Here is an 11,774-nt window from a genome sequence, read left to right on the forward strand (position 1 = left end):
ATATGATAAAGGAAGCCATGATGAACGTTGTTATATTGGATACTGGTTGTGCCAATCTCGCTTCTGTTGCTTATGCCATTCGCCGACTGGGTTATGATCCCATTGTCAGTTTAGATGCGGATATTGTGCGCTCTGCTGATAAACTGTTTTTACCGGGAGTGGGAACGGCCACTGCTGCAATGGAGCAGCTTAAACAACGCCAGTTAATCCCACTGATTAGCTCGCTCACCCAGCCGGTACTGGGTATTTGCCTCGGCATGCAATTGTTGGCCGCAGTCAGTGCCGAAGGCAATAACGTCCCTTTGCTAAATTTAATTGACGCCCCTGTCGAAAAAATGACAACCGCTGGTCTGCCATTGCCTCATATGGGATGGAATCAAGTGCAGGCACAGAAAAATCATCCTCTGTTCCGCCATATTGCAGATAATACCCGCTTCTATTTTGTTCATAGCTATGCGCTGCCTGTCGGTGATTACACGATTGCCCAAACGGAATACGGCAATACATTCAGTAGTGCCATTACAAAAGATAATTTCTTTGGTGTGCAATTCCATCCTGAGCGTTCAGGTGCAGCCGGCGCACAGTTACTGAAAAACTTTTTGGAGATGTAAACGCATGATTATACCTGCATTAGATTTAATTGATGGCAACGTGGTGCGTTTGCATCAGGGAGATTACGACCAGCGCCGGGATTATGGCGATTCACCACTCTCTCGTTTACAACAATATGAACAGAACGGTGCCAAATTACTGCATTTAGTGGACCTTACTGGGGCAAAAGATCCAAATAATCGTCAGATTACGCTGCTTAAACAACTGCTGGCGGGTGTTACTGTGCCGGTTCAAGTCGGTGGGGGAATTCGTTCAGAAAGTGACGTCAAAGCACTTTTTGAAGCAGGTGCCAGCCGGGTTGTCATTGGCTCTACGGCAATTACGCAATCTGATTTAGTTAAACAGTGGTTTCAACATTATGGCACTGAGTCGATTGTACTGGCATTGGATACCCGTATCAGTACAGATGGTGTTAAACAAATTGCTATCAGTGGCTGGCAGGAAAACAGCGATGCCACACTGGAAAGTGTTATTGAGCAATACCTTCCTGTTGGATTGAAGCATGTGCTATGTACCGATATTTCCCGTGACGGTACATTAAGTGGTTCTAACATCACTCTCTATCAGGAAATCAGTCAGCGATACCCGCAAATTCAGTTCCAGGCCTCAGGGGGTATTGGCAACCTTACCGATATCTCGCCCTTGCCTGCATCTGGCGTTAGCGGAGTGATTGTCGGGCGTGCATTACTTGAAGGAAAATTCACACTGACGGAGGCTATCCAATGTTGGCAAAACGCATAATTCCATGCCTTGATGTCCGTGATGGACAAGTCGTTAAAGGTGTACAATTCCGCAATCACGAAATTATTGGTGATATCGTTCCTCTCGCACAACGCTATGCACAAGAAGGTGCAGATGAATTGGTATTTTACGATATTACTGCGTCTTCTGATGGCCGCGTAGTGGATAAAAGCTGGGTGGCGAGAGTTGCTGAAATCATTGATATTCCTTTTTGTGTGGCAGGTGGCATCAAAACGGTTGAAGACGCAGGACAGATTTTATCATTCGGTGCAGATAAAATTTCTATCAACTCCCCTGCCCTGGCCGACCCAGACTTGATTAACCGATTGGCTGATCGTTACGGTGTTCAATGTGTCGTTGTAGGTATTGATACGTGGTTTGATGAAAAAAATAATAGCTATCAGGTTTACCAATTTACAGGTGATGAAAAGCGCACAACGGCAACACGCTGGCACACGCTGGATTGGGTCAAAGAAGTACAACAACGCGGTGCTGGTGAAATTGTTCTGAATATGATGAATCAGGATGGTGTCCGCAACGGTTACGATCTTATTCAACTGAAATTAGTCCGTGATATCTGTTCCGTACCACTGATCGCTTCCGGCGGTGCTGGTGCACCAGAACATTTTCTGGATGCGTTTAAACTTGCAAACGTTGATGGTGCTTTGGCTGCTTCCGTTTTTCACAAACAGATCATTAACATCGGTGAACTCAAACAATATCTTACCGCACAAGATATCGAGGTTAGAACATGTTGACAGCACAGCAACTAACAATACAAGAAATTGAAAAACTGGACTGGGAAAAAGTGGATAACCTGATGCCCGTTATTGTTCAACATGCCATCTCCGGTACTGTGTTGATGATGGGTTACATGAATAGGGAAGCCCTGAATGCCACGCTCGATTCTGGTAAAGTGACCTTTTTTTCCCGCACCAAACAGCGATTATGGACAAAAGGCGAAAGCTCCGGCCATTTTCTGAATCTGGTAAATATCTATCCCGATTGTGACAACGATACCTTACTTGCCCTTGTTGATCCCATTGGTCCTACCTGCCATAAAGGGACTGAAAGTTGTTTTGCCCCGGCGCAAACAGAGTGGAGTTTCCTCTATCAATTGGAACAACTACTGGCAAGCCGGAAAAATGCTTCGCCGGACAGTTCCTATACCGCCAGCTTGTACGCCAGTGGAACAAAACGCATTGCCCAAAAGGTCGGGGAAGAAGGAGTAGAAACTGCGTTGGCGGCTACTGTGAATGATAGAGAAGAATTAACCAACGAGGCTGCCGATTTGATTTATCACCTGATGGTTTTACTGCAAAATCAGGATCTCGATCTCAGTACTATTATTTGCCGATTGCGGGAACGAGATTCTAGCCAACAATAATGAACTGCCAGGCAAAGTGAATAAAGTATCCGCCACTTTGCTAAATTATATGCCCGATGGATTTCAGAACACAGAGCGACGGAAAAGGAGCGACAAATTCATCGGGAACGAATTTGACCAGCCAAAGACTGGCCTCCGGCGAGAGGCAGGAGCCTCTCATTAATCCCCGGAAGCAGAGATAACTTGACCGGGTTGAGTGCAGCCAACAAAACTGCAATTTGAAAGGCAACAGGTATAGATCCGGAATGGCCTCTTACAGCCTTATCAGATACCTTTTTGTATCTGAGCTTGTCAGTGGTTTAGGGCAGTCTGCTAACTCTTTTAGCAACTACAACCACTTGGTGCACATATAGGAGCCTCATTTGATACTGAAAAATTGTTCGAAACTGTTCCACAATTAAAAACCCCATAATGGGTATGTCCTTCACCAATCACACTAAACAAGCTATGGTATCGGCTTTTACAAATGATATCTGCCGTATTTCGACATATCGGCACCGCTTTCCCTGTCTCAAATACATGTTCTTGATCAAGCATAAAGCGAACGGAGGCATCAGGAAGATTACCTTTGTATATAGCAACTTGACCATAATCCTCACAACTATCTTCTAGATCAATCTTGAATAACCTGAGCGTCATTGAATACAGTTTTGCACCACCCAACTTTTCCTCAATCGGCTTGTTGTTAATGGTTTTTAAATGACTTGAAACAACCCGTATATCCCGAAAGCCAGCATCACGAGCGACTTTCACAAAATCGCCATAATACAACACATCACCAATACATTCTCCAATCAACAACGGATCATTTTTTAACGCCGATGAGAGCCTGCGCTCGGAGAAAATATCAGCAAAATAAATTTCTCCACCTGATTTAAGTAACTGAAACATTCCCTGAAGTACATCAAATTTTGTAGCTGCCAGATTAATGACACAATTAGAGACTATGATATCGACACTAGGCCAGATATGACTCCAGTGACCGATCGGCCTGACATGTTTATTTGCCTGTTATCTAATATCTAAGAGAGCATTCAGAAAAATAGGAAAGTCGTGTAACCCGCGATCATTGCCATAGTGAAGATAACAGCGACAAAGGCTGCCAAGAGCTTAAGTGTAAATAGAGAGCGTAATAAAATTAGCTCAGTCAGGCTGGCACCAGCACCACCAATAATTAACGCCAGAACCGTTCCGGCACCGACTCCTTTCGCCATCAAAGCTGCTGAAAGCGGTATCAAAGCTTCGGCACGAATATATAGCGGCACACCAATGACAGCAGCAACGGGGATAGAAAAAGGACTATCTGAGCCAGCATATTGTTCAAGCAAACCAGTCGGTATATAGCCATAGATAACACTGCCGATTGCGATACCGATAAGTAAATACGGTAATACCCCCTTAAAATCTGACCAGGCTTCTTGCCATAATCCGCTGTACTTACTTCTTGGGCGATCAGTTTTAACGGTTTGGCTATCACAGCAACTTGTAGATGTAGATTGCATAGTTACTTGAGTAGCAGAACAACAGGAAGTGGTTATTGATTCACAACAACTTGATATCGTCGGTTTAATGTCACAATTGCTTCTGGAGCTCCCGCAACCAGACACCACTTCACGGCGTATATGACGTTCAAATCCCAATACTTGTAGCAACCATCCGGCTCCAAGTGAGACCAGAAGAGCAGATAATACGTAAATAGCTGTTAGCGTCAGACCAAAAGTAGCAGCAAGCAATACAACAATGATGGGGTTCAATAAAGGGGAGGCAAATAAAAATACCATCATTGGACCAAAACCCGCTTTGGCACGAATTAACCCTTTCAACATAGGAATAGTCGAACAGCTACAGAAAGGAGTGATAGCTCCAAAGGCAGCAGCCAAAAAATATCCTCTTTTCCGGTTGGCACTCAGTAAAGCTTCCACTTTGGAGGGAGGTACATGTCGCTGGAAAATACCAATCAACAAGCTAACACCAATGAATAAAGCTGATAATTCTATGGCAAGGAAGACAAACATATTTAGGGTTTCTTGCAATTGAGAAGACATTCTGATCCTCCAAGTATCTATATTTCTAGTAATATGGAAATATAGAGGAGAATAAATTGCCATTGCTATCACTGTCAAGTATATTTCTAGAAACATAGAAATTTTTGTTTAGAGACGCGCATGAAACACGAAGAAGTCGCAGAAAGTCTGGCTGAACTAGGGAACACTCACCGATTAGCCATATTTCGATTTTTAGTTAAAGCCGGTCATCAAGGAGCTTCTGTCGGGGAAATTCAGAAAGCCTTGGAGATTCCGGCTTCAACGCTATCACATCATCTCGCCCGGATGGTGAAGGTCGGACTGATTCGTCAGGAGAAGCACAGTCGTACTATTGTATGTATACCTGAGTACCAGCATTTGGAAAATCTGATCAATTTCTTGCAAGAAGAGTGTTGTGTAGGCATTTCAGTTGAACACTTTACCGCGAAATCATGTGGATTATGTGAAACATAGTATGTGGTAAGTGTGTGGTAGCGGAAGATAATATTGCCATTAAGTGTACAGTATAAATCCAGAGTCGCTCTGAAAAGAAGAACATATATGTGTAATATATCTGTACACTTTTGACAAAGAGATATCGCCAGAAAAAATCATAGGAACCCGTGTTATCAGAACACTCGGTTCTTAAAATCATTACTCAGCCAGTTACATTGCCGCTTTAAAGATAGCAACAATTTCTTCATGCGAAGCCTGAATCGGATTAGTGAAGCCACAGGCATCCTTCAAAGCATTGGTCGCCAATGTAGGTAAATCTTCCTCTTTTACATTCAGTGCAGATAAACCAGCCGGAATATTGACATCTGTTGCCAGCTTGCTGATAGCTTTTATACAAGCTTCTGCACCTTTTTCATCATTCAGATCCGCTACTTCAACTCCCATAGCAGCAGCAATCTCTTTCAGGCGGGCAGCAGAGGCTTTTGCATTAAATCTTTGTACATGTGGCAGTAAAACCGCATTACAAACACCATGGGGCAAATCATAAAATCCACCTAATTGATGAGCCATCGCGTGGACATATCCCAAAGAGGCATTATTGAATGCCATCCCCGCCAGAAACTGGGCATAAGCCATATTCTCCCGCGCTTCTATATCATTGCCATCTTCAACAGCACGACGCAAATAGTCACTAATCATTGTTACTGCCTTCAAGGCACAAGCATCGGTGATGGGGTTCGCAGCCGTAGAGACATAAGCTTCAATAGCATGAGTCAAGGCATCCATGCCTGTTGCTGCGGTCAAACCTTTCGGCATACCCGCCATTAAAGCAGAATCATTGACTGACAGAATAGGCGTGACATTCTTATCCACGATTGCCATTTTAATATGACGCTCAACATCCGTAATGATACAGAAGCGTGTCATTTCAGAAGCCGTACCTGCTGTGGTGTTAATGGCAATCAGAGGTAACTGTGGCTTAGCTGAACGATCAACCCCTTCGTAATCACGGATATCTCCACCATTGGCAGCCACCAGTGCAATGCCTTTTGCACAATCGTGTGGTGAGCCTCCGCCTAAAGAGATCACACAATCGCAATTATTCTGACGCAGGATTTCAAGCCCTTCCCCGACATTAATCGTGGTCGGATTCGGATTCGTTCCATCATAAACCGCACTTTTTATTCCCACTTCCTCCAGTAAAGCCTGAACCTTTCCAACAACACCAATCTCGTTCAACACGCGGTCAGTGACAACCAAAGCTTGTTTGTAGCCATAATTTTTTATTAACTCAACGGCTTCAGTCATACACCCCATGCCGATTTTATTCACTGGCGGGATAAAGAAAGTTGATGCTGCCATTTGGAACTCCTTAGATTTTACTGAAGTATTCAAAACTCAATGTAAGGGAATTGAATTACAATGTGACACTTATCTATCTCAGTAATTTTGACCAGAATCAATAATTACTTATATAAGAATAAAAACAGGCATCAGATTTAACTTTGAGTCTATACAGGAGAAGATTTTGCTAAATAATGACATTTTCGAACGCCTTACCACCTTGTTGGACATTCATAATGCCCGTTACCGTGTCATGGAGCACATAACGGGTGGTCGTTCTGAAGAAGTTGCGAAAATACGCGGCACTCAGCTGGGACAAGGCGCTAAGGCCTTAGTTTGCCATGTTAAAGGAAATGGCTATCGACAACATATCCTTGCTGTTTTGCCTGCTGACCAACAGGCCGATCTTGCCACTCTCGCCAAACAGGTCGGAGGAAGCCGGGCATCACTGGCAAGTCCAAAAGAAGTGTCTGAATTGACACACTGTGTCTTTGGTGCCATTCCACCGTTTAGTTTTCATCCCGATTTAAAGCTGGTGGCCGATCCACTTTTATTCGACCGCTATAGTGAACTTGCATTTAATGCCGGTAGTCTGGAACGCTCGATCATTTTAAATACGGAGGATTACCGTCGTATAGCCACGCCAGAATTACTTGCTTTTCGGAAAATAACCGATTGACGCTAACATCAAGAAAACACCCAATAAATTAAATAAAACATAAGTAAAGTTTACATTTGCTATAATTTAACCAAGCAGAAATGAGCGATTATTATATGCATAATATTTTTGTTCTGGTAATACTCGGTATTGCTATCCTCAGCATCGCTGTATTTCTTTATTGGAATAATGATGCAGAGCTAGCACACTGGTTGGAGAGATTCGCACAGAGATTACTCAAGAGGTAATCTCCACGTTGATGTTTTCATTTAACAAAAAAGGTGCTGAAAACTCAGCACCTTACTTTATGAACATCTTATATCTGATTTATATCTGATAATTAATCCAGCCATTCGGTGTGGAACACACCTTCTTTATCAGTACGCTTATAAGTATGCGCGCCAAAGTAATCACGTTGTGCCTGAATCAAATTGGCTGGCAATACGGCTGAACGGTAGCTGTCGTAATAAGAAATGGCAGCAGAGAATGTTGGAGTCGGGATACCATTCTGCACACCATAAGAAATAACATCACGCAGCGCTTGCTGATATTCATCTGCGATTTGTTTGAAGTAAGGCGCTAATAGCAAGTTAGCAATCGCTGGATTTTCATTGTACGCATCAGTGATTTTTTGCAGGAATTGCGCGCGAATGATGCAACCTGCACGGAAGATCTTGGCAATTTCACCGTAGTTCAGATCCCAGCTATATTCATCTGATGCCGATTTCAACTGCTGGAAGCCTTGTGCGTAAGAAACGATCTTACCCAAATACAAAGCACGGCGAACTTTCTCGATAAATTCAGCTTTGTCACCGTTGAATGGCTGAACTTCAGGGCCTGACAGCACTTTAGATGCAGCAACGCGTTGATCTTTCAGGGAAGAAATATAACGTGCGAATACGGATTCTGTAATCAATGTCACCGGAACACCGAGGTCCAGCGAGCTTTGGCTGGTCCATTTCCCCGTACCTTTGTTCGCAGCTTCATCCAGAATCACGTCAACCAGATATTTTCCTTCTTCATCTTGCTTGCGGAAGATATCGGCAGTAATTTCAATCAAGTAGCTGCTCAGTTCGCCTTGATTCCAATCGCTGAATACTTCAGCCAATTCCTGATTACTCAGGTTCAAGGCGTTTTTCAGTAAGGAATAAGCTTCTGCAATCAACTGCATATCACCATATTCAATGCCATTGTGAACCATCTTCACATAATGGCCAGCACCATCTGCACCGATATAAGTGACACAAGGTTCGCCATCCACCTGAGCCGCGATCTCTTTCAGAATCGGCGCAACCAGTTCGTAAGCTTCTTTCTGACCGCCCGGCATGATTGAAGGGCCTTTCAGTGCACCTTCTTCACCACCGGAAACACCCGTACCGATAAAGTTAAAACCCTGAGCAGATAGCTCACGATTACGGCGGATTGTATCCTGAAAATAGGTGTTGCCACCATCGATCAGAATGTCACCCTTATCCAAATGTGGCGTCAGTGATGCAATAGTTTTATCCGTTGCTTCACCTGCTTTAACCATCAACAGAATACGACGTGGCTTTTCCAGCGAATCGACAAACTCTTCAATGGAATAATTTGGAACTAATTTTTTCCCTGGATTTTCAGCAATAACTTCATCAGTTTTATCACTGGAGCGGTTAAAAATAGATACAGAGTAACCACGGCTTTCAATATTCAACGCCAGGTTGCGCCCCATTACCGCCATACCGACAACACCGATCTGCTGTTTGGACATGAATAACTCCCGTCTAATAATGACTGCTGCCCACCCAAGATGCAGTACATAACGCTATATGCCATATCTCTATGCTATATATCGTGTATGCAACAAAACAGCGTGGGCAATTTGTTAATGAAGTCACATGTTAACTCAGGAATGGGCGTAGGGGGTAGTTATTGATGCAATCGATACCGTCATAACGTTTGTTTGCTGAAAAAATTTCCAACGGGGATAAAACATCTATTGATATTTTGTACTTCAATACGCATTATTCAGTAGTCGGCAGAAGCCGTCATACTAAAAGGTAAAATAAATTGTATGGAATGGATCGCTGATCCGACGATATGGGCCGGTTTGGCCACACTTATCGTTTTAGAAATTGTTCTCGGAATTGACAACTTAATTTTCATTGCTATTCTGGCAGACAAACTTCCTGAAAAACAGAGGGATAAAGCTCGCCTGACCGGGCTATCCTGTGCCCTTGTCATGAGGATATTGCTGCTATTCAGCTTATCCTGGCTTATTTCCCTGACCAAGCCTTTAGTGACCTTGTGGGAGCACCCTTTCAGCGCCCGTGATTTAATTATGCTGATAGGGGGTATTTTTCTGTTGTTCAAAGCTACGATGGAGCTGAATGAACGATTAGAAGGAAAAATGCTGCATACCAGTCAACAACGCAAAGGCGCTGGTTTCTGGGCGGTGGTTGTGCAAATTATCGTCTTGGATGCGGTATTCTCACTGGATTCTGTCATCACTGCGGTGGGTATGGTTGATCACATTGGTATCATGGTCGCCGCTGTGATTATCGCCATGATCCTGATGATATGGGCTAGCAAACCTCTGACAGCATTTGTTAACGCACATCCTACGATTGTTATTCTGTGTCTCAGCTTCCTGTTGATGATCGGTTTCAGCTTGGTTGCAGAAGGCTTCGGTTATTACATTCCGAAAGGCTATCTCTATGCAGCCATCGGCTTCTCTATCATGATTGAAGCGTTGAATCAGTTCGCACAGTTCAATCGCCGCAAGTTTTTGAGCGCATCCCGCTCATTACGTGAGAGAACCGCAGAGGCCGTGCTTCATATCCTGAATGGCAAACGTGAAAACGCGGCATTGGATAATCATACTTCCAATCTGATTGCAGATCATACGGATAACAAAGAAGTCTTCGAGCCTCAGGAACGCCAGATGATCGCCCGCGTTCTCAGCATGGCGCAACGTACCGTCAGCAGCATCATGACTTCACGCCATGATGTGGTTTATCTTGACGTTCATGCCCCTACTGAGAAATTGACGACTCTGTTGGAGCAAAAACCACACACGCGCATTGTCGTCACCGATGAACAAACCAGCGATGAGCCTCTTGGCGTTGTACATGTGATTGATATTCTTAATCAGCAGTTAACCCATAATACTTTCGATTTACGGAAGCTGGTGCAACAACCGCTGATTTTCCCGGAATCCCTCTCCTTGTTGCAGGCATTAGAACAATTCCGTCAGGCACAAACCCACTTCGCCTTTGTCGTTGATGAGTTCGGTTCTGTCGAAGGTGTAGTCACGGTAACAGATGTGATGGAAACCATTACCGGTAATCTGCCTGTGGGAAGCGGAGAGATAGATGCCCGCCATGATATCCAAGTCACGGAAGATGGATATTGGATCGCCAATGGATTTATGCCACTTGAGGATTTGGTGCTTTACGTACCACTGCCGTTGGATGGAAAACGTGAATATCAAACACTGGCAGGCCTGTTGATGGAACATCTGCAACATATTCCGCAACAAGGTGAACAATTGCAGATTGGCGATTATCAGTTTGAGGCATTAGAAATCACCAGCCATCGTATCAATAAAGTGAAAATTACTTCACTGAAGTTTGAAGAAGAGGCAGAACTATAACCTACAGTTCTAAGATTGAGCATATAATAAAAAAACCGGCATAAGGCCGGTTTTTTTATTCCCTTAAGTTTTATCGCCTTAGTTTAATTTTTATACTACTTAACCTTAATCCCCCCAAGTACAATCAATCTCATTTAGTGATATTTAGCGGAGATGTTACCACCGCCTTCATATGCCCAGACACTTTGTAAGAAGCCTCTTGTGGCTGAGTTAGCAATACACCTATTTATTGTTGATAAAATGAGGGTTTTATATGAATACAAAATATTTTTCATTATTGACCGATGCAGGTACAGACAAGCTGAAAAAAGCGGTTTCATCAGGCACTAAGCTTGAAATTACTCATATGGTTGTAGGCGACGGTGGCGGTAGTTTACCCACACCCGATTCCAGCCAATCCAAATTGATTAATGAAAAGCATCGTGCTGAGATTGATGCCTTGGCTATCGATCCTAACAACCCCAACCAAATTATTGCCGAACAGATTATTCCTGAAGGTAAAGGTAATTGGTGGGTTCGTGAAATAGGTCTACTCGATAAGGATGGGACACTGGTTGCTATAGGAAATTGTGCTGACCTCTACAAACCGGAATCCAAAGAACAAACTGTTCGTATGTCGCTAACAGTTAACAATAGCAATTTGACTGGTTGGATTAGTGGGCTACTTTCCGGCTTAGCGACACGTAAATATGTACGGAACAAGATCGAAGAACATGCCGAAAGTCGTAACCATCCTAGCGCTAATTTAAAAGAGAAAGGATTTGTTGTATTGAGTAATGCAGTAAACAGTGACAATGAAACTCAAGCCGCAACGCCAAAAGCAATAAAAACAACGTATGAATTAGCAAATCAAGCCTATCAACTGGCAAATTCGATATCCTCTACCGATAAATATGTACCATTAACCCGCAGGATCAACGG

The 11,774-nt window shown here is 43.6% G+C and carries 12 protein-coding genes; 8 read left to right on the forward strand and 4 right to left on the reverse strand.

The features are described from left to right. The first annotated feature begins 20 nt into the window (after nt 1–20). From hisH to hisIE, 4 genes are read left to right on the forward strand one after another with little or no spacing between them, the layout of a single operon-like run. Nucleotides 21–611 carry an imidazole glycerol phosphate synthase subunit HisH gene (gene hisH / locus FE394_RS14700; protein ID WP_319927125.1) on the forward strand — a complete coding sequence of 197 codons (591 nt, stop codon included), beginning with the start codon at nt 21–23 and terminating at the stop codon, nt 609–611. Nucleotides 612–615: 4 nt separating this feature from the next. After that, a complete protein-coding gene (hisA, locus tag FE394_RS14705; RefSeq protein WP_319927110.1) occupies nt 616–1,353 on the forward strand; it encodes a 1-(5-phosphoribosyl)-5-[(5-phosphoribosylamino)methylideneamino]imidazole-4-carboxamide isomerase in 738 nt (245 codons plus the stop codon). Beyond that, a complete protein-coding gene (gene hisF, locus FE394_RS14710) occupies nt 1,335–2,111 on the forward strand; it encodes an imidazole glycerol phosphate synthase subunit HisF (protein ID WP_319927111.1) in 777 nt (258 codons plus the stop codon). The genes hisA and hisF overlap by 19 nt, the downstream gene beginning before the upstream one ends. After that, nucleotides 2,105–2,740 carry a bifunctional phosphoribosyl-AMP cyclohydrolase/phosphoribosyl-ATP diphosphatase HisIE gene (hisIE, locus tag FE394_RS14715; RefSeq protein WP_319927112.1) on the forward strand — a complete coding sequence of 212 codons (636 nt, stop codon included), beginning with the start codon at nt 2,105–2,107 and terminating at the stop codon, nt 2,738–2,740. The genes hisF and hisIE overlap by 7 nt, the downstream gene beginning before the upstream one ends. Before the next feature lie 321 nt (nt 2,741–3,061). On the opposite strand, the gene FE394_RS14720 is transcribed toward hisIE, so the two are convergent. Both FE394_RS14720 and FE394_RS14725 read right to left on the reverse strand, forming a co-directional pair. Beyond that, nucleotides 3,062–3,727 carry a methyltransferase domain-containing protein gene (locus tag FE394_RS14720; protein ID WP_333783460.1) on the reverse strand — a complete coding sequence of 222 codons (666 nt, stop codon included), beginning with the start codon at nt 3,725–3,727 and terminating at the stop codon, nt 3,062–3,064. Nucleotides 3,728–3,774: 47 nt separating this feature from the next. Continuing rightward, nucleotides 3,775–4,785, reverse strand: a complete 1,011-nt coding sequence (locus tag FE394_RS14725) for a permease (protein WP_319927114.1) — start codon at nt 4,783–4,785, stop codon at nt 3,775–3,777. A 120-nt stretch (nt 4,786–4,905) separates the two neighbouring features. Here FE394_RS14725 and FE394_RS14730 point away from each other — a divergent pair, with 120 nt between their 5' ends. Beyond that, entirely contained in the window at nt 4,906–5,238 is a 333-nt protein-coding gene (locus FE394_RS14730) for an ArsR/SmtB family transcription factor (protein ID WP_319927115.1), read from the forward strand. 192 nt (nt 5,239–5,430) lie between these two features. Here FE394_RS14730 and yiaY read toward each other — a convergent pair whose 3' ends face one another. Continuing rightward, a complete protein-coding gene (yiaY, locus tag FE394_RS14735) occupies nt 5,431–6,582 on the reverse strand; it encodes an L-threonine dehydrogenase (RefSeq protein ID WP_319927116.1) in 1,152 nt (383 codons plus the stop codon). A 166-nt stretch (nt 6,583–6,748) separates the two neighbouring features. Here yiaY and FE394_RS14740 point away from each other — a divergent pair, with 166 nt between their 5' ends. After that, complete coding sequence (locus FE394_RS14740) at nt 6,749–7,243, forward strand: YbaK/prolyl-tRNA synthetase associated domain-containing protein (RefSeq protein ID WP_319927117.1); 495 nt, start codon at nt 6,749–6,751, stop codon at nt 7,241–7,243. A gap of 319 nt (nt 7,244–7,562) precedes the next feature. On the opposite strand, the gene gndA is transcribed toward FE394_RS14740, so the two are convergent. Further along, nucleotides 7,563–8,969, reverse strand: coding sequence for an NADP-dependent phosphogluconate dehydrogenase (gndA, locus tag FE394_RS14745; RefSeq protein WP_319927118.1), 1,407 nt, complete (start codon nt 8,967–8,969; stop codon nt 7,563–7,565). Between the two features lie 303 nt (nt 8,970–9,272). On the opposite strand from gndA, the gene FE394_RS14750 reads away from it, so the two are divergent. Together FE394_RS14750 and FE394_RS14755 are read left to right on the forward strand one after the other, a co-directional pair. After that, nucleotides 9,273–10,853, forward strand: coding sequence for a TerC family protein (locus tag FE394_RS14750; protein ID WP_319927119.1), 1,581 nt, complete (start codon nt 9,273–9,275; stop codon nt 10,851–10,853). A gap of 253 nt (nt 10,854–11,106) precedes the next feature. Then, nucleotides 11,107–11,774: phage tail protein (locus tag FE394_RS14755; protein ID WP_319927120.1), on the forward strand; the 668-nt coding region annotated here is incomplete at its 3' end.

This window comes from Xenorhabdus littoralis (assembly GCF_033949345.1).
Classification (GTDB): Bacteria; Pseudomonadota; Gammaproteobacteria; order Enterobacterales; family Enterobacteriaceae; genus Xenorhabdus; species Xenorhabdus littoralis.

Coding starts and splice junctions, on each gene's coding strand:
- hisH (WP_319927125.1), top strand. CDS start 21: ATGAACGTTGTTATATTGGATACTGGTTGTGCCAATCTCGCTTCTGTT.
- hisA (WP_319927110.1), top strand. CDS start 616: ATGATTATACCTGCATTAGATTTAATTGATGGCAACGTGGTGCGTTTG.
- hisF (WP_319927111.1), top strand. CDS start 1,335: ATGTTGGCAAAACGCATAATTCCATGCCTTGATGTCCGTGATGGACAA.
- hisIE (WP_319927112.1), top strand. CDS start 2,105: ATGTTGACAGCACAGCAACTAACAATACAAGAAATTGAAAAACTGGAC.
- FE394_RS14725 (WP_319927114.1), bottom strand. CDS start 4,785: ATGTCTTCTCAATTGCAAGAAACCCTAAATATGTTTGTCTTCCTTGCC.
- FE394_RS14730 (WP_319927115.1), top strand. CDS start 4,906: ATGAAACACGAAGAAGTCGCAGAAAGTCTGGCTGAACTAGGGAACACT.
- yiaY (WP_319927116.1), bottom strand. CDS start 6,582: ATGGCAGCATCAACTTTCTTTATCCCGCCAGTGAATAAAATCGGCATG.
- gndA (WP_319927118.1), bottom strand. CDS start 8,969: ATGTCCAAACAGCAGATCGGTGTTGTCGGTATGGCGGTAATGGGGCGC.
- FE394_RS14750 (WP_319927119.1), top strand. CDS start 9,273: ATGGAATGGATCGCTGATCCGACGATATGGGCCGGTTTGGCCACACTT.